This is a genomic window from Methylophilus sp. Leaf416 (assembly GCF_001424665.1).
Taxonomy (GTDB): Bacteria; Pseudomonadota; Gammaproteobacteria; order Burkholderiales; family Methylophilaceae; genus Methylophilus.
On the sequence record NZ_LMQS01000002.1, the window covers coordinates 171,535 to 193,492 of the forward strand.

A 21,958-nucleotide genomic window follows, 5' to 3' on the forward strand; every position below is an offset into this window, starting at 1 on the left:
CACAGCCATCAACAATTACTTATCGCCAAAATCTACTTTTGGTGCAGATGAAATCGCTTTTTCATTCTCTACCGTAAAGGATGGTTTAGGCTGGTAGCCAAACATCATCGCAGTCAGGTTGTTGGGGAAACTACGCACCGTCACATTGTATTGCTTCACCGCCTCAATATAACGGTTGCGCGCCACAGTCACACGGTTTTCGGTACCTTCCAGTTGCGCCTGCAAATCACGGAAGCTGGCATCGGCTTTCAGGTTAGGGTAATTTTCAGATACCACCATCAGGCGTGACAACGCACTTGTTAACTGGCCTTGTGCGGCCTGGAATTTGGCAAACGCTTCCGGGTCATTCAGCAATTCCGGCGTCACCTGCATGCTGCCTACTTTGGCGCGCGCTTCAGTGACTTCAGTCAGCACTTTTTCCTCATGACTGGCGTAGCCTTTCACGGTAGACACCAGGTTAGGCACCAGATCGGCACGGCGCTGATATTGGTTTAATACTTCAGACCAGCTTGCCTTGGTTTCTTCATCCAGCGATTGAAACTGGTTATAACCACAGCCAGAAAGCATTAACACTCCGGCTAACAATACAACCTTAAATATTTGACGCATCGTGATTTTCCTCATTAATAGTTTTGATTTATATGGGGGCCAGATCCCTGGCTACAACTAGCCCGGCCCGGTTTATTTTTTCTGCAAGATTGATTGTGTCTGCTTCGCAACCAGCTTACTTTTCGGCGAGTAGCAGACACAAATCATGCCAGACTTCTTTTTTTAGCAAAGGATTGGCTAGCATGGCATCCGGATGATGCGTAATGACGTAGCGCATATCATCGTGCGTGAATAACTGGCCACGTATAGAAACGAGATCCAAGTGATTGGTTCCCAAAAAGGCATTGGCGGCTTCCAGGCCAAACAAAACAGCAAACCGGCTTTGTACTTGCGCAACTTTAAACGGCTGGTGAGAAACGTGTAATTCTTCAGGAGCCAGCTTCAAGGCACGCACGATATTTTGCAGTAAAGCTTGCGCAGCAGCGTCATCAACTTTTGGGCACATTAAACACCAGGAGGATTGAATCAGTGGCGCAGGCGCAATTTCAGGTTGCTTGTTTTCAGGAATCTCCGCTATCGGCGCAGGCTCACTGTCAGTCCTCAGTTCAATGACTGGATCAGCGCCTATGGTTTCAATCAAAACCTGACTGCTTTGTTCAATGAGCGATTCTGTAGAAACTTCGGGGGAAGCTCTTACTGTAATCGCCGGCAATGCGCTTTCCGCTACTGGCGTGCGCAACCGCCAGACAGGCAACAACTCCAATTCCCGCAATATATCTTCGCGCCCCAGACTCACGGCATGCTCCTGTTTTGAATATCTCTCGTCAACCTTAAGCCCTTATAAGGCGAGCCCCATCAGCACGGCATCTTCACGTCCTGATTTGGTCGGATAATAGTGGCGACGAATGCCCATTTCACAAAAACCCATCGTCTCGTATAAAGCAATCGCTTTGGTATTGCTTTCACGCACTTCAAGAAACATATTAGCCGCAAGCCGATGCCTGGAAATTTCTATCATATGCGCAAGCAATGCTCTCCCCAACCCCTGCCCCTGATGCGTTTGTCCGACACTGATATTTAACAGGTGCGCTTCATCCAGCACCATCATCACCAATGCATAACCTATGATTTCCCCGGACATCTCCATTACCCATGCGCAATAGCCTGAGTCCAGTGAGTCCTTGAAATTACCGTAGGTCCACGGGTGACTGTAAATTGTCGGCTCTATGCGGCAAACCGCGATCAGGTCTTCGTAAGACATGAGCCGGAATTGTGGCTGGTATTGAGGTAATGCACTCATTGATCTACCCTACAGTGTTTGCCCTTGTGCGCGCTCATCAGCGGTTAATGCGACACGGTTACGTATATAAAGCGGTGCGGCCTGTTGCGCAGACTGGGTATCTCCCGCAATAAATCCGGGGGTTGCAATCATTAGCATGGCCTTGGCCGTAGGCATGATTTCCGCGTGAATGTGGCTTATCTGTTGAGTATATTGTGCTGAGAGCACTTCACCAAATACAGCCCAGCCAGAACCTGCCGCCAACCAGCCATCACCCGCAATCGCTGGCACCTCCTGCGGCTTGCACACTACCGGCGGCGAAACTTCTATCCAGCCATGCTGTTGTTTGATTAACGCTGCATGGTATACCTCGCCCATCCGGGCATCCAGACACACCAGCACTTTTTCAGCCCCGGTTTCCAGCCAGGCTGCCTGCGCCACCGCCTGCACAGAGCTCACCCCAACCACAGGCAGGTCAGCCCCAAAAGCCAGACCCTGGGTGACGCCTACCGCTACCCGTACGCCTGTGAAAGCGCCAGGACCGGTGCCATAGACAATACCATCCAGTTCGGCCAGTTTTGCACCGGCTTTTGCCAGCAAGCGCTGAATTTCTGGCAGGATACGTTGTGAAGCTGCAGGACCTGTCGCTTCATGGAAAGAAGTAAGGCCAGCTTCGGTTTGCAAGGCCAGTGAGAGGAATTCGGTAGAAGATTCGATGGCGAGTAATTTCATGATAATGATTGTTGATCAAACACGATTTGACATCATCGGTAGAATCAATGAATTCTTTTAATAGCTATGCTGCACGGCCGGAAACTCACCGCATTTCACAGCTTGAACGTAATTTATGATCGCTTTCTCTATGTTACCAGTCTGGCCCAGGAAATTTTGTGCAAACCTGGGCGCTTTATAATCTTGAGGATTTTTTTCTGCCGGCCCTGTATAAATACCCAATAAATCCTGCAACACCAGCACTTGGCCACTACAGCCTGCACCAGCGCCTATGCCTATAGTAGGGATGGAAATAGTCTCTGTAATGTGGGTTGCCAATGCTGCCGGCACCATTTCAAACAGCACCATGCTTGCTCCAGCCGCCGCCATCTCTTGCGCATCTTTTAATATCACCTGGCCTGCTGCTTCAGTTTTTCCCTGGATTTTATACCCACCGAGTTTTTCTACCGATTGCGGTGTGAATCCCAGGTGCGCACATACAGGCACACCGTTTTCAACCAGGTAGCGGGCGGTTTCCACCATGTGACCACCCCCTTCAATCTTGACGATATGTGCACCAGCCTCAATCAAGGCCTGTGCATTTTGCAGGGCATCTGCGAGGTCATGCTCGTAACTATCAACCGGCATATCGCTCATAATCACGGCACCAGGCGCTCCCTTAGCCACAATACGGGTGTGATACAGCATATCTTGCATGGTGACGCCCAGAGTACTGTCACCCCCTTGTATGACCATCCCTAATGAGTCACCTACCAGCAGCATGTCCACACCGGCCAAATGCATCAACTTGGCAAAAGTAGCGTCATAACATGTCAACATGGCGATTTTCTCGCCGGACATTGCACGTGATAAGAGAGCGTTTAGCATCATTGGAAGAGACTTTTAAATGCTTGTACCGGATAAAATCCAGAACCAGCGGAACATGTATTACATGAGGATGTTGAGCACCGCGCAATACAGGAGTTTGCACGCAGATGCATTTAATTAAAAGTTAGGATTAAAGTATTCGCGGCTGCTCTTGATCTGGTTGATCCGCTCAATCAGCAAATTGAAAGCTTCCGCATCTTTAATAATATTGAGCTTTTCATTGTTGACGATCAGCAAGGGCGAGGCGTCATAGGTATGAAAAAACTCACTGTAGGCTTCTGCCAGCCGGGCAATATATTCGCGCGGCATATCCTGTTCGTAACTGATGTTGCGTTCTTCTATCCGGTCAACCAGCGCATCGATAGGTGTTTGCAAATACACCACGAGATCAGGCTTGGGCGCTTTGAGTTGCAAGTGCTGGTAAATCTGGTGATACAGAGAGTACTCTTCATCATCCAGATTCAGGCGTGCAAACAGCGGGTCTTTTTCGAGGAAGAAATCAGATACGGTTGGCTGGCCAAACATATCACGTTGCGCCATGTCTTCAATCTGGCGTGAACGCTGGAACAGGAAAAACAGCTGCGTCGGTAAGGCGTAACGCTGGGCATCCTGGTAAAAACGGGTCAGGAAAGGATTGGACTCAGCTTTTTCAGATAGTAGTTCTACCGAGAACTTGTCTGCCAGCATGCGTGCCAGCGTAGTCTTGCCACTGCCTATCGGGCCTTCGATTACAACATAAGGAAAACGGGTAAACATTGTTATTGCTCGTTCAGCTAAATTAATCAGTGATCCAGTTTTTGTGCGTCCAGTTTTCGCACATCATCATGCGGGAACTCTGCTGCCCATTCTACAACAGTCTGTCCGTCTGGCAGTACAAAGTCGGGCACAATTTCAGCCAGCGGCAAAATAACAAAGCCACGTTCGTGCATGCGTGGATGTGGCAATGTGAGAAGGAAAGTCTGCATGCGCATACCGGCATAATCGAGCAGATCGAGGTCTAGAATCCGCGGTGCATTGGGGAAAGGCCGCTCACGCCCGAATGTTTGTTCAATCGTTAGCAGTAACTGCATCAGTTCTGGCGCTGGGATTTCGGTAGCCACCTGAATGACTGCATTGATAAAGTCAGGCTGGTTATCGTAGCCTACCGGCGCCGTGGCATACAGGCTGGAAGCTTTCACTAAGCTCAAACCTGGCGTTTGTGATAACACCTGGATGGCGTTGGCTACCTGCACCTGCGGCTGCTGCAAATTGCTGCCGAGCGCAATCAAGGCCAGGGCCATTACGCCGACTCACCATTCGTAGCTGCCGGTTTTTTCTTGCGTGGACGGCGACGGCGCTTTTGCAAGCCGCTGTCAGGTAACAGCATACTGGTGCGCTCTTCGGTGCCGGCGTCGGCAAATCTCGTCCACCATTCACCAAGCTCTTCAGGCAACTCACCAGAGGCACAGCGCAATAACAGGAAGTCGTAACCTGCCCGATATTTCGGGTTGGTCAGCAAGGCATATGGACGTTTGCCGGAGCGCTGTTCAAAGCGTGGCTGCATGGCCCAGATTTCTTTCATGGTGGCAGTGTAGCGATTATGGATCGCCATTTTCTCACCCTGTTTATCAATGATTTCATTCATTGCCAGGTGCAAGGCCGGAATCAAAGGCTCGCCGCGTTTCTGATTTTCCAGCCAGGCTTGCAGCACTTCATGCCATAGCAAGGTCGCAAACAAGAAACTCGGATTGGAAGACTTGCCTGCCAGAATGCGATCATCGGTATTTTTCAGGGCCAGCATGACGAATTTTTCGCCTAGCGGTTGTTCCAGCACCACGTCCAGCAAAGGCAATAATCCATGATGCAAATGCTGCGCCCGTAGCGCACCGATGCTCTCAATCGCATGTCCGGATAAAAACAGCTTCAGCATTTCATCAAACAGGCGGCTAGGCGGTACATCTTCCAGCAAGTCTGCCAGTTTTCGTATCGGGGCTTCGGTGGTGTGCTCGAGTTTTAACCCCAGCTTGGCCGACAGACGAACGGCACGTAACATACGCACCGGATCTTCCTGATAGCGCTTGACCGGGTCGCCAATAATACGCAAGGTTTTGGCACGGATATCCGCCACACCATTGTGGAAGTCCAGCACTTCATGGCGTTTGGGATCGTAGTAAAGCGCGTTGGCGGTAAAATCGCGCCTGACGGCATCTTCTTCAATCGAGCCAAAAATATTGTCACGGATAATGCGGCCACTGTCATTGGTCTCACCATCGCCTTCGCTTTGGTGGTGGCCGCGGAAAGTGGATACTTCTATCGTTTCCTGCCCCCATAACACGTGCACCAGGCGAAAACGGCGGCCAATAATACGCGAACGGCGGAATGTCTTATTCACCTGCTCCGGCGTGGCATTGGTGGCAATATCAAAGTCTTTTGGCGGGTGGTTAAGCAGCAAATCGCGTACAGCACCACCAACGATATAGGCCTCAAATCCGGCTTTTTGCAGGCCGTCACAAGTTTTCAGTGCGGCCTGGCTAATCAGCTTGGGATTGATCTTGTGTTTGCTGGCCGAAATCACCTGCATCGCAGATGATTTACCTTTTTTTGAAGTTTGGCCAGGCTCGGAGATTTGACCTGGTGGCAGACCGCGTTTGCCAAATACTTTTTGCAGAAATTGTTTAATCATTACTCAGTGAACATCAGCGCATCATGCGCATTAAAGTTTATGTTGGTTATTCCAAAGCACATCCGGCACACCGGCATGCCGATTCAAGGTACGACATAATACAAACAACAGGTCCGACAAGCGATTCAGGTATTGCAGATTGACTGCCGTGACTGGTGATTGCGCATGCAAGGCATGCAACACGCGCTCGGCACGGCGGCACACAGTACGTGCCAGATGACACACTGCCGAAGCACGGCTACCACCCGGCAATATAAACTCTTTCAGTGGGCTCAACTCGGCATTCCAGCGATCCAGAACCTGTTCCAGGATAGCAACGCGCCCGGCCTGCATAAAGGTATGTCCAGGCATACTGAGCTCGCCACCCATATCAAACAAATCATGCTGGATCGCTTCCAGCTGCTCGCGGACGTCGGCGTGCAACTCCTCCACCAGCAACATTCCCAGCACGGCATTCAGCTCATCGACTTCGCCCATCGCCTGCACGCGCAGGTCAAACTTGGCAACCCGCGAGCCATCGCCAAGGCCAGTGGTGCCACTGTCTCCGGTACGTGTGTAAATCTTGCTCAGCCGATTGGCCATTCCTGAAACCTGACTAAAATCCTATATAATCCGCTCATTATAAATCAACCCGTGCCATTTCGATGTGCCCAGCGATTGCAGTCAGTGCCCCGGTTGGCGTAATGGATTCAGGCGTGGGCGGACTTACCGTCCTGAAGCACCTGACACGCCAGCTTCCGCACGAGCATTTCATCTATTTTGCCGATAGTGCCTATGCGCCTTATGGCAACCAATCTGCGGTAAAAATTCAACAACGGTGCTTTACCATCGCCGAAACCTTGATTGCTCAAGGTGCCAAAGCCCTGGTTGTCGCCTGCAATACTGCCACCGCCGCAGCCATCACCCCGATGCGTGAGCATTTTCCCTTACCGATTATCGGAATGGAACCCGCGGTCAAACCGGCAGCTGCCGCCAGTAAAAACAATGTCATCGGCGTACTCGCCACCACGGGCACTTTACAGAGCGCACAGTTTGCGGCTTTGCTCGAGCATTACGGACATGGTGTGCAAGTGGTAACACAAGCGTGTGTCGGCCTGGTTGAACGCATAGAACAAGGTTTACTCGACCAGCCTGAAACAATCACCCTGTTAAACACTTATTGCCAGCCCCTGATCAATGCCGGTGCCGATACCATCGTACTGGGCTGTACCCACTATCCCTTTGTGCGTACCCACATTCAAAAAATTGTCGGGCCTGATGTGACATTGATTGATACCGGTGCGGCGGTTGCCAAGCGTTTACAACAGGTATTGGCCCAACAAGATTTACTGAACACAGCCAGTGATCAAGGCCAACTGCAATTTTTAACCAGTGGTAAAGAAGAGACGCAAGCTATCATGCGGCAGCTCTGGCAAATGCTTTAAGTGAAATAAATAAAACCCACGCATTGCGTGGGTTTTGTTTAAGTTAAAGACTCAGTGGTGGTGCACATGTGTGCCAGGTTTAAGCTTGAATCTGGTGCCGCAATAAGGGCAGGCTACTTGCCCTGTTTTCGCCACATCCAGAAACACACGCGGGTGTGAAGCCCACAAAGCGACTTCCTTGGTTGGGCAATGCAGTGGCAAATCGTTACCGTCTACTTCAAACTCTTTTACATCAGACATTCAGCTTCTCCCGCACATAGCCATTTAGTGACTTGAAACCTTTAAGAACTTAAACCAAGGTAAGCCAATGTTCATATTTGGCATTTTTACCTTTAACCACATCAAAGTACAGGCTTTGCAGTTTTTCGGTGATTGGGCCACGTGTGCCTTCACCAATGGCGCGGTTATCCAGTTCACGGATAGGCGTCACTTCAGCTGCCGTACCGGTAAAGAATGCTTCATCAGCACTATAAACCTCATCGCGGGTAATACGTTTTTCAATCACTTCCAGGCCAAGCTCATCTTTAGCCAATGTGATGATGGTGTCGCGGGTGATGCCTTCCAGCGCAGAGGTTAAATCCGGGGTGTACAGCTTGCCGTTACGGATAATGAAAATGTTCTCGCCGGAACCTTCAGCCACAAAACCATCCACGTCCAGCAATAACGCTTCCTGGTAACCATCTTGTGCGGCCTCCTGATGTGCCAGGATGCTGTTCATATAGTTGCCGTTCGCTTTAGCCTTACACATGGTGATATTCACGTGGTGACGTGCAAAAGAAGAAGTCTTCACGCGGATACCTTTGGTAATTGCTTCTTCACCCATATAGGCACCCCAGCTCCAGGCACCGACAATCACGTGGGTCGATAAAGTTTTGGCAGAAATACCCATCGCCTCGGCACCATAAAATGCCATCGGGCGCATATAAGCAGATTCAAGATTGTTTTCGCGCACGGCTGCTCGCTGCGCTTCAATCAGGGTCGCTTTATCAAACGGCATTTTCATGCCCAGGATATGCGCACTGCGGAATAAGCGGTCGGTGTGCTCTTTCAAACGGAAAATAGCCGTGCCTTTATCTGTTTTGTAAGCGCGCACGCCTTCAAACACGCCCATGCCGTAATGCAAAGTGTGGGTTAATACATGGGTAGTGGCATCACGCCAGTTGACCATTTTGCCGTCGTACCAGATAACGCCGTCACGGTCTGCCATCGAACTCGGTATTGCCATTTAAACTCGCCCTTAATCCGTCTATCGTCAAAAACCAGTATTGTAAACCAATCTGCGCGCTTTTCGCCTATGCTAAAATCCATTTCAATGATGATTTACAAGGATTTTTGTATGCGCACTCGTTTCACGTGGCTTTGGTTAATCGCAGCATTAGTGACTGGCCTGCTCGCCGGGTGCCAACCTGACAAAACGGCCACCTTTATCGGCACTGACCTCACCGGCACCCAGTTTGGCAAACCTTTGAGCCTGACTGATCATACCGGCAAGTTACGCAGTATCAATGATTTTAAAGGCAAGATAGTGGTACTGTTTTTCGGCTATACCCACTGTCCGGATGTGTGCCCGACCACCATGAGCGACCTCAAGCAAACCATGAAATTGCTGGGAGACAAGGCTAATGATGTGCAGGTGCTGTTTGTGACTGTAGACCCGGAGCGCGACACACAGGAAGTGCTGGCGCAATTTGTACCCGGCTTTGATGCACGTTTTATTGGCCTGCGGGGCACACCCGAGGAAGTCGCCGCCAACCTGGCCGAATATAAAGTCTATGCTGCTAAAGTGAGTGAGGCAGGCCAGGACGGCTACACCATGGACCATAGTGCAGGGTTATATGTATTTGATAAAACAGGCGCACCGCGCATTTACCTGGGGTATGGGGAAAAACCGGCCAATATCGCGCATGACTTGCAGCTGCTAATCTAGTATTGAGCAGACTTTCGATAATTCTGAGAAATACTGGATCAAGAACGATTTTCATTTATATTAGTGTTTAAAAACTCATTTTAAATCAATAAGTTACATCATATTTTTTATTGCATACTTTTCATTTTCCTGTATCATGCATTTCATTGAAAATGCATACAGGAGCCGGTCATGAAAGGCGATAAAAAAATTATTGATATTCTGAATGATTTACTGGCAGGAGAGCTTACTGCTACCGACCAGTATTTGATTCACGGCGAAATGTATGCCGACATGGGTCTGGGTGTGATTTCCCAACGCATCCTCCACGAATCACTGCATGAACGTGAACATGCCCGCGCGCTGATTCAGCGTATCCTGTTTCTTGAAGGCACCCCTAACCTGACCAAGCGTGACCCAATCCATATTGGGAAAGATGTGAAATCCATGCTGGAATCTGACCTGGATCTGGAATATGCCGTAGTCAAGCACCTGAAAAAAGCCATGCAAGCCTGTGAAGAAGCTCAGGATTTTGTGACGCGTGAAATGTTGCTGGTGCAACTGGAAGATACCGAAATGGATCATGCTTACTGGCTGGAAAAACAGTTAAGCCTGATCAAACTGATCGGCATTGAAAACTATTGCCAAAGCCAGATGGGCGACGGCCCTGCTGTTGCAGTTTAAGGAGCCCGCATGAAAGGCGAAAAACACATTATCAGCACGTTGAACAAAGTGCTTAAAAACCAGCTGACTTCTATCAACCAGTATTTCCTGCATGCGCGCATGTTCAGGAAATGGGGCCTGGAAAGACTCAACGACTACCAATACAAACAATCCATCCGTGTGATGAAAGAAGCGGATGAAGTGATTGAGCGCATCCTGTTTCTGGACGGCCTGCCTAACCTGCAAAACCTTGGTAAATTGCTGATTGGTGAAGAGGTGGTGGAATGCCTGCAAGGTGACCTGAGTTTTGAGAAGGACGTACAGCGCCCGCAGTTGATTGAAGCGATTGCCGAAGCTGAAAAATTGCAAGACTACGTGACGCGTGATTTACTGACTGAGTTACTGGAAGCCTGCGAAGAAGCCATTGACTGGCTGGAAACCCAGCAACGACTGATTGTCGATGTCACTTTACCTAACTATCTGCAAACACAAATAGAATCTGAATAATCACTGATTTTCAGATTTCCTGAATTAAGCCGCTTTTGCGGCTTTTTTCACGCCTTGCCGGAACCAAACTACGCTTGACAAACTCTCAATAAATGATAATAATTATCATTAGTAACCTAATAGAGAACATATGTACGTTTGCGTTTGTAATGCAGTGACCGAGCGCCAGGTTCATCAGGCAGTCAGGGACGGCGCTAAAACCGTTAAGCATTTGAAAGAGCAGCTCGGCGTCGGTGCCGACTGTGGAAAATGTGTCAGTTGCGCAAAAGCCTGCCTGAAAGAGGCACATGCTGAACAACATCCGGGCCTGGTCAAAAAACTGATTCAGTTGACACCAGTGCAATTAGGCGCGGCTTAATTAATACCGGCGTATGATATTCAAAAAAGGGGCTTTCGGCCCCTTTTTGCATGTATGCTTCAGGCTTTGCAGGTATCCCAATGCTCCATACAATTCCAGTATCTTAATCTAGCTTATTTACTCATTGTCAGACAACCAGTCACCAACCTTAAACTGGCGCATTCTATTGTTGCTACTATTGCCGCCTTTATTATGGGCAGGTAACTTTATCGCCGGGCGCGCTATTAACACTTCAGTGCCGCCAGTGACTTTGTCACTTATCCGCTGGAGCATTGCTTTCGCCTGCTTGTTGCCTTTTGCCCTGCGGCCATTTTTGCGTGACCGCATCTATTATTACGCTTACCGCTGGCCTATTTTTGGTACCGCGATCACGGGCGTGGCAGCCTTTAACTTACTGGTGTATTGGGGTTTGCATACGACCAGTGCTACCAACGGCATTATCCTCAATTCGTTTATTCCATTCCTGGTCGCTATCTTCGGCTTTGTGTTTTACCGGAAAAAATTACCAGCCAGCCAGTTAATCGGCTTACTGGTGTCGCTGACTGGGGTATTGATTGTCGTCTCACACGGCGATTTGCAAATACTGCTAACGCTGGCTTTTGCAGAAGGAGATGTGATTATCTTACTTGCGATGGTGTTCTGGGCCTTATATACCCTGTGGCTGAAAGACATTCCGGCATCTATCAACCGAACCGGGCTGATGTTATGCCAGGTGATGATTGCCTTAATTTTCCTGTTACCACTTTGCGTTTGGGAACTGCAGACCACAACCATATACCTGCAAAACCCGCAAACGTTGTGGATACTGGCCTATATCGGCATTTTCCCGTCTGTGATTGCGCTGCTGGCATATTCAAAAGCGGTGACGCTGGTGGGCTCGGTACGCGCGAGTGTCTTTATCCATGCCATGCCGATTTTTGGTTCAGTGCTTTCCACGCTGCTGTTGCACGAAGCTTTTCACTTGTACCAATTCCTGGGGATGCTCACCATCTTCACAGGGATATGGCTTGCGAATAGAATAAACTAATCAGCATCAGGGCGACCAAGAGGTAACCGTTATGCCCAATTGCCAAATTAAAGGAGAGTGCGTATGGCAATAGCAATCAACCCGGAACTGGATTTGGTACTGGAAAAAGAAGTCGATGTATTACCGGAAGAAATTTGGCATGCATGGACGACACCGGAACATCTCAAACAATGGTTCTGTCCACTGCCATGGAAAACGATAGATTGTGAAATTGACCTGAAACCAGGCGGCCTTTTCCGCACCATCATGCAATCACCAGAAGGCCAGCAGTTTCCCAATAGTGGCTGTTACCTTGAAGTCATCTCCGGCAAGAAACTGACATGGACCAATGCGCTGGAACCCGGATTCAGGCCAGCCAAAAGCCCTGAACAGTCTCCCGGCCATGAATGCGCAGAATTCATGATGACGGCCAGTATCGTACTGGAAGCAATCACTAATGGAACTCGCTATACCGCTTATGCCTTGCATGCCGACGCAGCTTCTAAACAGCGGCATGAGGCGATGGGTTTTCAGGAAGGCTGGAGCGCGGTACTTGATCAGTTGGTGGCAGTCATCAAACAGTCGCGCTAGCGGGTTTAGTGCTCACCAAGTTTGATCAGGCCATGCGATGCAAAATGGCAGACAAGGCTTTCAGTTCTTTTTCGGCTTGTACATGATTGGGAAACAGACTAGCCTGCACCGCATAAAACCTTGCCGAATGGTTCATCTCTTTCAGATGCGCCATCTCATGGCAAATCACATATTGGATAATATGCGGCGGCGCTTGTATCAACCGCCAGTTGAGGCGTATCTGCCTGCGGCTATTACAACTCCCCCAGCGTGAGCGGGCATTTGAAAGTGCTACGCCAGTCACCTTTTCACCCATCTGGGCCGCTAGCAGTTCTACCCGCCGTTTAAAGTCCGGCAATGCCTGCTGTGCAAACCATTGCAATACTTTGCGGGCAACAAACGCCTGCTGATCTATTTGTGGCGACCTCACCAGTAACTGGTTGCCTTGCAGCACAACCGCTTTATTCGTCGCGTGATGCTGCAGCGACAGCACGATATCCTGCCCCATAAACATCAGCGGCTCGCCATCAACCCACTGCATCGGGCTCACATGGTTATTTTCACGCAATGCGAGTTTTTGCTGGATCCAGCTGGCTTTTTGCAATAATACTTGCTGTAGCTGGCTGGCGTTAATGCGTTTGGGGGCATGCACTACCAGGCCTTCAGCAGTAATTTTGAGGCCTATGGTTCTGCGCACCCGCAGATCGAGTTGATAAGCAATGGTTTGCCCGTCAGGCAATTGCAACACTTGTTCTATCATGTTGCCGTGATCACAGGGATTGCATTTCGGTTTCTATCCAGTCTTCCACCAGTTTATTCACCGCATCCGGCTTCAGGCCAGTAGTATCAATCGGCTGACCAATCACTACCTGAATGACACCAGGATATTTAAGGATAGAACTCTTGCGCCAAAACCGGCCGGCATTGTGTGCGACCGGAACAACGGTGCTGTTACTGTGCGACGCCAGCCAGGCGCCACCGATATGGTATTTGCCACGTGCACCCGGCGCAGTACGCGTGCCTTCAGGGAAAATAACCACCCATAACCCACGCTTGAGACGGTCTTTGCCATGATTGACCAGTTTCTTCAAAGCCTCACGGCCCGAACTGCGATCAATGGGAATAGAACCTACCGCCCACAGAGCCCAGCCAAGAAATGGCAGCATCAGTAACTCTCTTTTAAGCACCCACACCTGTGGTGGAAAGATAGATTGTAAAGCGATGGTTTCCCAGGCGGATTGATGCTTGCACAAAATCACTGAAGCCGAATCAGGAATATGTTCACGGCCTTTCACTTCATAGCTTAAGTTGCAGGTGATTTTCAGCCACCACAACACGCAGTCCGCCCATCGACTTACCCAGCGCGAGCGCGTGACCGCTGATGGCATGGGGATCAATATCAATGCAAATATTGAAAAAGGAATAGTTAATGCAAACAGCCCGACATAAAACAACAGCGCCCGCATATACAACACGGCATTACCCATTATCTATCCCCTGCAATAATGTCTTGCACGGCAGCGGCCAGGTCAGCCACCACAATGGTATTTGCAGGCACTTCGGCCAGGTTGTAGGTTTCTTCGCCTTTGCCGGTTCTCACCAGATAAGGCTGGCAACCGGCATCAGCAAACGCTTGCAGATCGCGCAAGGCATCCCCAACGCCATAGACTTTACTAAGTTCCAGATTAAAACGCAGCCCGATTTCTTTTATCATGCCAGTTTTTGGTTTGCGGCACGCGCAATTGTCACCGGCAGCATGCGGGCAATAAAACACCGCATCTATCCTGCCACCGGCTTGCGCGACGGCTTTATGCATTTTCTCATGTATGGCATTCAAGGTCGCCATATCAAAATAACCGCGCGCTATTCCTGACTGGTTGGTCGCGACAGCGACGCGGTAACCACGCTGGTTTAATAAGGCAATCGCTTCCAGGCTACCGGGAATCGGGATCCACTCGTTAGGATTTTTAATAAAGGTCGCGCTGTCCTGGTTAATGACACCATCACGATCTAATATAACGAGTTTCATCAACTTTCTCCGGCATTCCTGAACAACAGGAATGTCTTACATTAACTGGCTAATTTCGATAAATCTGCTACGCGGTTCATGGCCTGGTGCAACGTTGCCAGCAGGCCTAAACGGTTCGCCTTCAATGCAGGGTCTTCAGCATTGACCATGACATCCTCAAAAAATGTATCCACCGGTGCTTTAAGCGCAGCCAAGGCTTGCAATGAAGCGGCATAATCACCGGTTTCAAACAGCTGGTCAGCCTTTGGTTTGGTATTTGCCAGCGCCTGGTGCAACGCTTTTTCGGCCGGCTCCTGCAGCAAGCTGGCGTTCACTTCCGCCGTGACTTCGCCTTCGACTTTTTTCAGGATATTGCTGACGCGCTTGTTAGCGGCTGCCAACGCTGGCGCTTCCGGCAAGTTAGCGAAAGCCTGTACCGCAGCTAAACGACGCGGCACTTCTGCCAGCTGGTTGGGTGACAACGACAGCACGGCATCTACTTCCAGCGCGCTGGCGCCCTGATCGCGCAGGTTGACGGCCAGGCGGTCAAAACAGAATGCCTGGATCGCTTCCGCCACATCAGGATTGCCGTTAAATACGCTTAATGTTTGCGCAATCAGCTTGTCGAATGCCAATGGTAAATCTGTTTCCATCAGCATGCGCAAAATGCCCAGCGCCTGACGACGCAAGGCAAATGGATCTTTATCGCCGGTTGGTTTTTCGCCTATGCTGAATAAGCCGACTAAGGTTTCCAGTTTATCTGCCAGGGCAACCACTACACCGACCTGGCTGCGTGGCAGATCATCACCGGCAAAGCGTGGACGGTAATGGTCTTCAATCGCATAGGCGACATCATCGGCCAGCCCTTCATGCTGCGCATAGTAGCGGCCCATGATACCTTGCAGCTCAGGGAATTCACCGACCATATCTGTCAGCAAATCGACTTTGGATAAACGTGCCGCTTGCGCGACTTTTGCCACAAATCCATCACCTCCGATTTGCTGCGCGATCACAGAGGCAATCATCACCACACGCTCGTTCCGCTCACCCTGTGAACCTAGCTTGTTGTGGTACACCACTTTAGCCAGGCCAGCCAAACGGCTGTCCAGTGTCTTTTTCCTATCCTGGTCAAAGAAGAACTTGGCATCTGCCAGGCGCGGACGCACCACACGCTCATTACCACCAATCACTTTGCTGGCATCAGCCGGGTTGATATTGGAAACGATTAAAAACTTGTTGGTCAGTTTCCCGTTGGCGTCCAACAATGGAAAGTATTTCTGGTTCGCCTTCATGGTCAGTATCAGGCATTCTTGCGGTACAGCCAGAAATTCTTCTTCAAACTGGCCGAGCAACACATTGGGACGCTCCACCAGCGCAGTCACTTCATCCAGCAAGGCATCATCTTCAATCGGCTTGAGGTTTTCTTTGGCAGCAGCGGCTTGCAGTTGCTTTACAATTTCAGCACGACGGTCTGCAAAACTGGCAATCACAGCACCTTCGTCGGCTAATTGTTGCGCATAAGTGTCAGCAGAGCTGAGTGTCACCACTGGATTCTTCGCTTCAAAACGGTGGCCTAGCGTGGTATTGCTTGCGGTCAAACCCAAAGTGGAAACAGGGATAATCTCATCGCCATGCAATGCAACCAGTCCATGCGCCGGACGCACAAAGTTGACACTTTGCCAGCCGTCATTGATCTGGTAAGTCATCACTTTAGGGATAGGCAACTTGGCCAGCGTTTCATCAAGGGCTTTTTGCAGGCCTTTCTGCAAATTGGCCCCTGATTGCGTCGCATCCAGGAACAGGATATCCGCTTTGCCATCATTTTCTTTGCGCAATCTGGCAACCGCAGATTCGTTTTCACCCAGCGCCTGCAGTTTCTTCAGTAACGCAGGTGTTGCATTGCCGCTGGCATCCAGACCTACAGTCGCTGGCATCAGTTTTTGCGCGACTTGTTTGTCGGCAGCTTTGGCAGCCACATCCGTAATATGCGCGGCCAAGCGGCGAGGGGAAGCGAACGTAGTCACTGCACTGCTATCGGCCAGCAAACCGGAAGCTTTCAGGCTTTCGGCCAATACACCACTGAATGCCTCACCTAATTTATTTAGCGCTTTAGGCGGCAGTTCTTCTACAAACAATTCAACTAACAGATTGCGGGTACTCATGCGGAGGCTTTCTTATTTTGTTCTGCTTTATCGCTTTCCAGTTTGGCGATGACTTCGTCGGCCCATTCTTTAGGTGCCATCGGGAAACCCATACGCGCGCGGCTATCGAGATAGCTGGCAGCGACTGCACGGGCCAGGTTGCGAATACGGCCAATGTAGGCTGCACGCTCGGTGACTGAAATGGCGCCACGTGCATCCAGCAAATTAAAAGTATGCCCGGCCTTGAGCACCTGCTCGTATGCAGGCAAGGCCAGTTGTACTTCCATCAAATGCTTGGCCTGTTTTTCGTGTGCATTGAAGGCGGTGAACAGGAAATCAACATCGGAATGTTCAAAGTTATAGGTAGATTGCTCAACTTCATTCTGGTGGAACACATCGCCGTATTTAACCCCCGGTGAGTACTCAAGGTCATAGACGTTTTCCACGCCTTGCAGATACATCGCCAGGCGTTCCAGGCCGTAGGTGATTTCACCGGTGATCGGTTTGCAATTGATGCCGCCGACCTGCTGGAAGTAAGTGAATTGTGTGACTTCCATGCCATTGAGCCAGACTTCCCAGCCCAGGCCCCATGCACCCAGGGTCGGGTTTTCCCAGTCATCCTCCACAAAGCGGATATCGTTTTCTTTCAGGTTAAAGCCCAAGGCTTCGAGTGAGCCCAGATACAGTTCGAGAATATTAGCCGGTGCCGGTTTCAGCACTACCTGGTACTGGTAGTAATGTTGCAAACGATTGGGGTTTTCGCCATACCGGCCATCTTTGGGGCGACGACTAGGTTGTACATAGGCGGCTTTCCACGGTTCAGGACCTAATGCACGCAGAAAGGTGGCAGTGTGGCTGGTGCCTGCACCGACTTCCATGTCATAGGGTTGCAGCAAGGTACAACCCTGTTTATCCCAGTATTCTTGTAGTTTTAAAATGATTTGTTGAAAGGTCAGCACCATTTTGCCTGATCCGATGAAATGCAAAAGGCAGATTTTACCTGATTTACAGGTAGCCACGAAATGATTCGCCGTGCGGAAAGACTGGCAGAGTACTAGGAAATGATTCTTTAACGGAAAGATCGGTCAGGTAGTCACAGTGACTGGCTGGACATGATGCTGGTAATCCACATACGCAGGGATAGCAATGGCCGCCACAATGCCTAATCCGGCAATACCGACAACAAGCACCACACCCCAGAATGACCACTTTTTCTGCACCTCATTAAAGTGGGCAACACTATTCCAGCGCTTGTTCCGCCAGGCCCATTCGCGGCCTTTGGCGCCGAGAAAGAAAGACATGACAAATCCCAGGTAAGGGATCAGGCATAACAAGCCTATCCAGGTTCTGTTGCGGATTGCCCAAATCCAGTTCAGGAAAAACGCGCCCCAGCTCCAGCCTTTCACGCCATCAGGGATGACTGCATCTTTACCCATACCAGAGGTATTAACGAATGCTGCATCGTTACTTTTAACATCGTCTTTAGTAAAGTCTTGCATGGTTTTATCCCTCAATCACTAAGCATTGATTCAGTGAGTTCGTCATTGCTCAGGCTGAACGTCCAGTGTATCGATGACTTATCAGCAAACCCAGCGCACTCAATATAATAAACAAGTAATTTCCCCACCAGACATATGGGGTGCTACCTTGATAGCTTTGCGCCTTGCCTACCAGAATCAGACCCTCGTCATGCGGTGCATGCTGCCTGATCTGCCCATCGTGACCAATAATGGCAGTGGCGCCGGTATTGGTACTGCGTAACACCATACGCCCGGTTTCAAGCGCTCTCACCTGGCTAAATTGCATATGCTGCTCTGCCGCAAATGACCGGCCATACCAGGCGTCATTACTGATATTCACCAGCAATTCTGCTTCCGGCAGTTGTTGTGCAATCTCTTCACCGAATACATCCTCATAGCAAATATTCACGCCTATTTTTTGCCCGGCAATGTGCAGTGGTTTTCTGGAAGTACCACGTGACAAATCACTGAGCGGCATATGTAACAAGTCCTCATATATCCAGCCGAATACGCCTTTTAATGGGATGTATTCGCCGAATGGTACCAAATGACTTTTGGCATAGGATTGCGCAGGCGAAGTGCCGACACTGATGGCGCTGTTGTAATAATTATTATTTTTTGCTTCAACCACGCCGAGCAGGATATCGCCTTGCTGGCTGACGGCATGCTGTTTGAGTGCGGCAAGATACGATGGATCAATCTGTTCGGCCAGCATGGGTAATGCGGTTTCCGGCAAAACAATCAGTTTCGCTTCCGCCATGCGTACCATATCCAGATATTGCCGCAAGGTACGCTGCGCCTGCTCGGGTGACCATTTAATGGTCTGGCTGATATTGCCCTGCAAAAGGGCGACGGTGACAGGTTGCCCGACAGGATGGCTCCACGCGATTACTGCCAACACACTGCCAACTGCCAAAAGTGCAACCGTTAATATGCATGCACGTAAACGATTTGCGTTATTCAGCCATGCATAAGCCAGACTGGCAGCGATGCCTGCCGTCAATGCCGAAACACCATATACGCCGATGATCGGCAAATATCCCACCAACGGACTCGATGGTGCTTGTGAATAGCCTAAAGTGAGCCATGGGAAACCGGTAAAAATCCAGCTGCGAACCCAGTCTGAAAGTGCCCATAAAAGTGGCGCCATCCACAACAGGTTGCCAGATTTTTTCGCAAGATAACCAGACAGTGCCGGAAACAATGCCATAAATGCACACAGGCAAAACGTACTGAATCCGGCAAACCACCAGGGCATACCGCCAAAGTCATGCAGGCTGATATAAATCCAGTAAATGCCAACGCAATATAAACCGATGCCGAACACGAGGCCCAGTTTGAATACCTGACCTGAGGTACTGGCTTGCTGCCAGAGGAATAACAAAATAGCTAAAGACAACCAAGGCAACCAGAACAGGTAATACGGTGCGAAACCTAATACGGTGAGCGCGCCCAAAGCTAATGCCAATAAAGCGCGTTGCCAGAGTGGCGCTTGCTGCGCCCAATGCTTGAACCTACTCAATGCGACCCTTTCACAGGTTGGATATCGGTTTTAGAAAGCCAGGTAGAAAAATCAGGTGACTGCATGACTTGCCATTCAATAATACGCGCCAATGCAATCGGGTCGCTTTCATCAGCTTTATCGAATGGCATGGCCGGATGACACATTAATACCGGCGGCAGATTATGTGGGGTTGACGTTGAGTATTGCTTGAGTTGCCTTGCCCAGGTTAACCAATGCGCCTGGTAATCCGCGGCATCACCCTCAAAATCATATACCCCGAGCAAGCAAGGCGACACCCTGAATCCGGCTTGCAAAGCAGCAGTTTGCAATGCTTTTGCACCAAGCCAATGAATCATCCGCGCCTTAAAACCGCTATCCGCTGGCGGGCTGGAAATCCTTAACCATGGCCGTGCATAGGCTGATAATTTTCCATAACGCTGTTGCATTTCCGCTAACAACTCATCACGGATAATGGGCAACTGATGCACATGCAAATGGCCATCTACATAATCTGGCGCGGTGCCGGTTGCCTGTTCAAAGGCATTTAACTGCTGCTGGATATTGGCGCGCACTGCATGTTGATCCAGCAAACCAAGCAGGCTGCGTAACACTAGCACGGGGTGAGATAAGCGCAACGTCCGCGAAAACTGGGTAAAATCCAGATGCAAGCCGATATCGGCTTTCGCGCGAATTTCCGGGCTTAACTGATTAGCGCTTTTAGCCCAGGTCGGACTGAGGGTCATACACGAAGTGGCCGTGAGTATGCCGCGTTGAATCAAATCAAGAATCGCGGCATCAATCGCTGCAGATTGTGCAAAATCATCCGCACATACAATGACTTTAACTTTAGCCATGCTTAAAAGCCCAGAAGCGGCTAAGCAACCAGGTGCTCATCGCAATAACCACCATTACCACACCCAACACAAACCAGAACGGTAATGGCGTGTAAGTAAGTGCCAACCAAACCAAGGCCTGATTGCCTAAAAATCCTGTTAATGCGACCGCTAAAAATTTGGGAAATGCTTGCTGGTGCCTGGCCTGTGTGCCGCGAAAAGACCACCATCGGTGACCGATGTAACTGACCGGGAATGCGGCAAGAAACCCCAGCCAGTTCGCGTCAGATGGCATCCAGCCTAGCGCATGTGCCAGCAAGGCGACTACATAATGCACCGCTGCAGCCACTGCACCGACACTGACAAAGCCTAATACTGAAGCGCGCATGAGTAACTAAGCGTCAACCTTAGGTTTTCGACGACGCGGAGGTTTTACTGCTGCTTGCGGTTTAAACGTTAGCGGTTCCACCACTTCGGCAACAATATAGGGTGGACGGCCTTTGACTTCGTCATACACCCGAGCCAGGTATTCACCGAGCACGCCAATAAACAACAATTGCACACCTGCAAAAAACATCATGCTGGCGACCACCGTTGGCCACCCTGGAATGGATTCATGAAAGAATAAAGCATCAATCACGACCACTGCGCCATAGGCAAACGCTATCAGCGCCAGTACCACACCGGTCAAACTGGCCAACCGTAAAGGTAATACGGAAAAACTGGTAATGCCTGTCCACGCCAGTGCAATCAATTTGAGTTTTGAATAAGCACTTTCGCCATGTAACCTTGGTAAAGGCGTATAGGGGATACCAATCGATTTATAGCCAACCCAGGCATAAATGCCTTTCATGAAGCGGTTACGCTCCGGCAGCGCACACAGGGCATCCACCACTTTCCTATCCATCAATCGAAAATCACCGGCATCACGCGGAATATCGATATGGCTGCTGGAACTCATCATGCGGTAAAACAGGCGCGAACCCCATTGCTTGAACGAGGACTCCTGTTCGCGGTCCTGGCGGACGGCATAGACCATGTCGTAGCCTTCGCGCCATTTTTCCAGCATGGTAAACATCAGGTCTGAAGCGTGCTGGCCATCAGCATCCATACAAATCACCAGCTCGCCTTTGGCAAATCCTAAGCCAGCACTGATGGCGTTTTCCTTACCAAAGTTACGCGAGAATCTGACCAGGGTAACATGATGAACATCTATCAGGCTTTGCACGACCTGCGCCGTTTGGTCGCGACTGCCGTCATCCACCACGACAATGTCCCAATACGGCGACATTTGCTGCAAGACGCTGCTGATATTTTGCAGGGTACTGGCGATGTTTTTTTCTTCATTGTAAGCCGGCACCATGACCGTAATATGCGGCTGGGCAGTCGGACGGGCAGAATCTGTGATTGTCATGGCATTACATTCTGG

Annotated in this window: 28 protein-coding genes; 7 read left to right on the plus strand and 21 right to left on the minus strand. The window is 50.0% G+C overall.

The features are described from left to right. Positions 1 to 15: 15 nt before the first annotated feature. From ASG34_RS05665 to ASG34_RS05705, 9 genes are all read right to left on the minus strand, one after another. Positions 16 to 609, minus strand: a complete 594-nt coding sequence (locus ASG34_RS05665) for a LemA family protein (protein ID WP_088178535.1) — start codon at positions 607 to 609, stop codon at positions 16 to 18. Between the two features lie 115 nt (positions 610 to 724). Further along, entirely contained in the window at positions 725 to 1,345 is a 621-nt protein-coding gene (locus tag ASG34_RS05670; protein ID WP_055827851.1) for a hypothetical protein, read from the minus strand. A gap of 42 nt (positions 1,346 to 1,387) precedes the next feature. Continuing rightward, on the minus strand, positions 1,388 to 1,849 hold the full coding sequence (gene rimI / locus ASG34_RS05675) for a ribosomal protein S18-alanine N-acetyltransferase (RefSeq protein ID WP_235559678.1): 462 nt from the start codon (positions 1,847 to 1,849) through the stop codon (positions 1,388 to 1,390). A 9-nt stretch (positions 1,850 to 1,858) separates the two neighbouring features. Beyond that, positions 1,859 to 2,560 carry a tRNA (adenosine(37)-N6)-threonylcarbamoyltransferase complex dimerization subunit type 1 TsaB gene (gene tsaB / locus ASG34_RS05680; RefSeq protein WP_055827858.1) on the minus strand — a complete coding sequence of 234 codons (702 nt, stop codon included), beginning with the start codon at positions 2,558 to 2,560 and terminating at the stop codon, positions 1,859 to 1,861. Positions 2,561 to 2,617: 57 nt separating this feature from the next. After that, a complete protein-coding gene (gene panB, locus ASG34_RS05685; protein WP_055827861.1) occupies positions 2,618 to 3,430 on the minus strand; it encodes a 3-methyl-2-oxobutanoate hydroxymethyltransferase in 813 nt (270 codons plus the stop codon). Between the two features lie 114 nt (positions 3,431 to 3,544). Further along, a complete protein-coding gene (locus ASG34_RS05690) occupies positions 3,545 to 4,183 on the minus strand; it encodes a deoxynucleoside kinase (RefSeq protein ID WP_082488035.1) in 639 nt (212 codons plus the stop codon). A gap of 26 nt (positions 4,184 to 4,209) precedes the next feature. After that, positions 4,210 to 4,707 (minus strand): 2-amino-4-hydroxy-6-hydroxymethyldihydropteridine diphosphokinase, encoded by a 498-nt coding sequence (gene folK / locus ASG34_RS05695; protein ID WP_055827867.1) that lies wholly within the window; start codon positions 4,705 to 4,707, stop codon positions 4,210 to 4,212. Further along, positions 4,707 to 6,089, minus strand: coding sequence for a polynucleotide adenylyltransferase PcnB (pcnB, locus tag ASG34_RS05700; RefSeq protein ID WP_055827870.1), 1,383 nt, complete (start codon positions 6,087 to 6,089; stop codon positions 4,707 to 4,709). Before pcnB ends, folK begins: the two co-directional genes overlap by 1 nt. 30 nt (positions 6,090 to 6,119) lie before the next feature. Next, positions 6,120 to 6,671: a cob(I)yrinic acid a,c-diamide adenosyltransferase gene (locus ASG34_RS05705; RefSeq protein ID WP_055827873.1), complete on the minus strand. Its 552-nt coding sequence runs from the start codon at positions 6,669 to 6,671 to the stop codon at positions 6,120 to 6,122. Positions 6,672 to 6,733: 62 nt separating this feature from the next. Between ASG34_RS05705 and murI the strand changes: the two genes are divergently transcribed. Next, a complete protein-coding gene (gene murI, locus ASG34_RS05710; protein ID WP_055827876.1) occupies positions 6,734 to 7,513 on the plus strand; it encodes a glutamate racemase in 780 nt (259 codons plus the stop codon). A 51-nt stretch (positions 7,514 to 7,564) separates the two neighbouring features. Here murI and ASG34_RS05715 read toward each other — a convergent pair whose 3' ends face one another. Together ASG34_RS05715 and ASG34_RS05720 are read right to left on the minus strand one after the other, a co-directional pair. Beyond that, complete coding sequence (locus tag ASG34_RS05715) at positions 7,565 to 7,753, minus strand: zinc-finger domain-containing protein (RefSeq protein WP_055827879.1); 189 nt, start codon at positions 7,751 to 7,753, stop codon at positions 7,565 to 7,567. A 49-nt stretch (positions 7,754 to 7,802) separates the two neighbouring features. Then, positions 7,803 to 8,720 (minus strand): branched-chain amino acid transaminase, encoded by a 918-nt coding sequence (locus ASG34_RS05720; protein WP_055827881.1) that lies wholly within the window; start codon positions 8,718 to 8,720, stop codon positions 7,803 to 7,805. Between the two features lie 129 nt (positions 8,721 to 8,849). Here ASG34_RS05720 and ASG34_RS05725 point away from each other — a divergent pair, with 129 nt between their 5' ends. The 6 genes from ASG34_RS05725 to ASG34_RS05750 all read left to right on the plus strand — a co-directional run bounded on the left by ASG34_RS05725 (position 8,850) and on the right by ASG34_RS05750 (position 12,544). Continuing rightward, positions 8,850 to 9,440 carry an SCO family protein gene (locus tag ASG34_RS05725; RefSeq protein ID WP_055827883.1) on the plus strand — a complete coding sequence of 197 codons (591 nt, stop codon included), beginning with the start codon at positions 8,850 to 8,852 and terminating at the stop codon, positions 9,438 to 9,440. A 171-nt stretch (positions 9,441 to 9,611) separates the two neighbouring features. Then, entirely contained in the window at positions 9,612 to 10,103 is a 492-nt protein-coding gene (bfr, locus tag ASG34_RS05730) for a bacterioferritin (RefSeq protein WP_055827884.1), read from the plus strand. Between the two features lie 9 nt (positions 10,104 to 10,112). After that, the gene (bfr, locus tag ASG34_RS05735) at positions 10,113 to 10,589 is read left to right on the plus strand and encodes a bacterioferritin (protein WP_055827886.1); all 477 of its coding nucleotides are present in this window, start codon (positions 10,113 to 10,115) and stop codon (positions 10,587 to 10,589) included. 130 nt (positions 10,590 to 10,719) lie between these two features. Further along, a complete protein-coding gene (locus ASG34_RS05740) occupies positions 10,720 to 10,947 on the plus strand; it encodes a (2Fe-2S)-binding protein (protein WP_055827890.1) in 228 nt (75 codons plus the stop codon). Between the two features lie 166 nt (positions 10,948 to 11,113). Further along, entirely contained in the window at positions 11,114 to 11,974 is an 861-nt protein-coding gene (locus ASG34_RS05745; protein WP_235559679.1) for a DMT family transporter, read from the plus strand. Between the two features lie 63 nt (positions 11,975 to 12,037). After that, complete coding sequence (locus ASG34_RS05750) at positions 12,038 to 12,544, plus strand: SRPBCC family protein (protein ID WP_055827896.1); 507 nt, start codon at positions 12,038 to 12,040, stop codon at positions 12,542 to 12,544. Positions 12,545 to 12,569: 25 nt separating this feature from the next. Here the strand turns inward: ASG34_RS05750 and ASG34_RS05755 are convergent, their stop codons facing one another. The 10 genes from ASG34_RS05755 to ASG34_RS05800 all read right to left on the minus strand — a co-directional run bounded on the left by ASG34_RS05755 (position 12,570) and on the right by ASG34_RS05800 (position 21,943). Further along, positions 12,570 to 13,283 carry a M48 family metallopeptidase gene (locus tag ASG34_RS05755; protein WP_055827899.1) on the minus strand — a complete coding sequence of 238 codons (714 nt, stop codon included), beginning with the start codon at positions 13,281 to 13,283 and terminating at the stop codon, positions 12,570 to 12,572. Between the two features lie 10 nt (positions 13,284 to 13,293). Then, positions 13,294 to 14,010 (minus strand): lysophospholipid acyltransferase family protein, encoded by a 717-nt coding sequence (locus ASG34_RS05760; RefSeq protein ID WP_055827902.1) that lies wholly within the window; start codon positions 14,008 to 14,010, stop codon positions 13,294 to 13,296. Next, positions 14,010 to 14,552, minus strand: coding sequence for a D-glycero-beta-D-manno-heptose 1,7-bisphosphate 7-phosphatase (gene gmhB, locus ASG34_RS05765; RefSeq protein WP_055827907.1), 543 nt, complete (start codon positions 14,550 to 14,552; stop codon positions 14,010 to 14,012). Before gmhB ends, ASG34_RS05760 begins: the two co-directional genes overlap by 1 nt. Before the next feature lie 41 nt (positions 14,553 to 14,593). Then, the gene (gene glyS / locus ASG34_RS05770) at positions 14,594 to 16,693 is read right to left on the minus strand and encodes a glycine--tRNA ligase subunit beta (protein WP_055827910.1); all 2,100 of its coding nucleotides are present in this window, start codon (positions 16,691 to 16,693) and stop codon (positions 14,594 to 14,596) included. Further along, the gene (glyQ, locus tag ASG34_RS05775; protein WP_200934469.1) at positions 16,690 to 17,631 is read right to left on the minus strand and encodes a glycine--tRNA ligase subunit alpha; all 942 of its coding nucleotides are present in this window, start codon (positions 17,629 to 17,631) and stop codon (positions 16,690 to 16,692) included. The genes glyS and glyQ overlap by 4 nt, the downstream gene beginning before the upstream one ends. A 126-nt stretch (positions 17,632 to 17,757) precedes the next feature. Further along, positions 17,758 to 18,171 (minus strand): hypothetical protein, encoded by a 414-nt coding sequence (locus ASG34_RS05780; RefSeq protein WP_055827917.1) that lies wholly within the window; start codon positions 18,169 to 18,171, stop codon positions 17,758 to 17,760. Between the two features lie 49 nt (positions 18,172 to 18,220). Beyond that, the gene (lnt, locus tag ASG34_RS05785) at positions 18,221 to 19,714 is read right to left on the minus strand and encodes an apolipoprotein N-acyltransferase (protein WP_055827920.1); all 1,494 of its coding nucleotides are present in this window, start codon (positions 19,712 to 19,714) and stop codon (positions 18,221 to 18,223) included. After that, positions 19,711 to 20,550 (minus strand): ChbG/HpnK family deacetylase, encoded by an 840-nt coding sequence (locus ASG34_RS05790; RefSeq protein ID WP_055827922.1) that lies wholly within the window; start codon positions 20,548 to 20,550, stop codon positions 19,711 to 19,713. Before ASG34_RS05790 ends, lnt begins: the two co-directional genes overlap by 4 nt. Beyond that, positions 20,543 to 20,917, minus strand: coding sequence for a GtrA family protein (locus tag ASG34_RS05795; RefSeq protein WP_055827927.1), 375 nt, complete (start codon positions 20,915 to 20,917; stop codon positions 20,543 to 20,545). The genes ASG34_RS05790 and ASG34_RS05795 overlap by 8 nt, the downstream gene beginning before the upstream one ends. Positions 20,918 to 20,923: 6 nt before the next feature. Further along, positions 20,924 to 21,943, minus strand: coding sequence for a glycosyltransferase family 2 protein (locus ASG34_RS05800; protein ID WP_055827930.1), 1,020 nt, complete (start codon positions 21,941 to 21,943; stop codon positions 20,924 to 20,926). Positions 21,944 to 21,958: the final 15 nt, after the last annotated feature.

Coding starts and splice junctions, on each gene's coding strand:
- pcnB (WP_055827870.1), bottom strand. CDS start 6,089: ATGATTAAACAATTTCTGCAAAAAGTATTTGGCAAACGCGGTCTGCCA.
- ASG34_RS05665 (WP_088178535.1), bottom strand. CDS start 609: ATGCGTCAAATATTTAAGGTTGTATTGTTAGCCGGAGTGTTAATGCTT.
- ASG34_RS05780 (WP_055827917.1), bottom strand. CDS start 18,171: ATGCAAGACTTTACTAAAGACGATGTTAAAAGTAACGATGCAGCATTC.
- panB (WP_055827861.1), bottom strand. CDS start 3,430: ATGATGCTAAACGCTCTCTTATCACGTGCAATGTCCGGCGAGAAAATC.
- ASG34_RS05725 (WP_055827883.1), top strand. CDS start 8,850: ATGCGCACTCGTTTCACGTGGCTTTGGTTAATCGCAGCATTAGTGACT.
- ASG34_RS05760 (WP_055827902.1), bottom strand. CDS start 14,010: ATGGGTAATGCCGTGTTGTATATGCGGGCGCTGTTGTTTTATGTCGGG.
- gmhB (WP_055827907.1), bottom strand. CDS start 14,552: ATGAAACTCGTTATATTAGATCGTGATGGTGTCATTAACCAGGACAGC.
- ASG34_RS05705 (WP_055827873.1), bottom strand. CDS start 6,671: ATGGCCAATCGGCTGAGCAAGATTTACACACGTACCGGAGACAGTGGC.
- bfr (WP_055827886.1), top strand. CDS start 10,113: ATGAAAGGCGAAAAACACATTATCAGCACGTTGAACAAAGTGCTTAAA.
- glyS (WP_055827910.1), bottom strand. CDS start 16,693: ATGAGTACCCGCAATCTGTTAGTTGAATTGTTTGTAGAAGAACTGCCG.
- ASG34_RS05800 (WP_055827930.1), bottom strand. CDS start 21,943: ATGACAATCACAGATTCTGCCCGTCCGACTGCCCAGCCGCATATTACG.
- ASG34_RS05740 (WP_055827890.1), top strand. CDS start 10,720: ATGTACGTTTGCGTTTGTAATGCAGTGACCGAGCGCCAGGTTCATCAG.
- ASG34_RS05720 (WP_055827881.1), bottom strand. CDS start 8,720: ATGGCAGACCGTGACGGCGTTATCTGGTACGACGGCAAAATGGTCAAC.
- ASG34_RS05750 (WP_055827896.1), top strand. CDS start 12,038: ATGGCAATAGCAATCAACCCGGAACTGGATTTGGTACTGGAAAAAGAA.
- ASG34_RS05795 (WP_055827927.1), bottom strand. CDS start 20,917: ATGCGCGCTTCAGTATTAGGCTTTGTCAGTGTCGGTGCAGTGGCTGCA.
- ASG34_RS05790 (WP_055827922.1), bottom strand. CDS start 20,550: ATGGCTAAAGTTAAAGTCATTGTATGTGCGGATGATTTTGCACAATCT.
- rimI (WP_235559678.1), bottom strand. CDS start 1,849: ATGAGTGCATTACCTCAATACCAGCCACAATTCCGGCTCATGTCTTAC.
- murI (WP_055827876.1), top strand. CDS start 6,734: ATGTGCCCAGCGATTGCAGTCAGTGCCCCGGTTGGCGTAATGGATTCA.
- ASG34_RS05715 (WP_055827879.1), bottom strand. CDS start 7,753: ATGTCTGATGTAAAAGAGTTTGAAGTAGACGGTAACGATTTGCCACTG.
- folK (WP_055827867.1), bottom strand. CDS start 4,707: ATGGCCCTGGCCTTGATTGCGCTCGGCAGCAATTTGCAGCAGCCGCAG.
- ASG34_RS05755 (WP_055827899.1), bottom strand. CDS start 13,283: ATGATAGAACAAGTGTTGCAATTGCCTGACGGGCAAACCATTGCTTAT.
- ASG34_RS05690 (WP_082488035.1), bottom strand. CDS start 4,183: ATGTTTACCCGTTTTCCTTATGTTGTAATCGAAGGCCCGATAGGCAGT.
- tsaB (WP_055827858.1), bottom strand. CDS start 2,560: ATGAAATTACTCGCCATCGAATCTTCTACCGAATTCCTCTCACTGGCC.
- bfr (WP_055827884.1), top strand. CDS start 9,612: ATGAAAGGCGATAAAAAAATTATTGATATTCTGAATGATTTACTGGCA.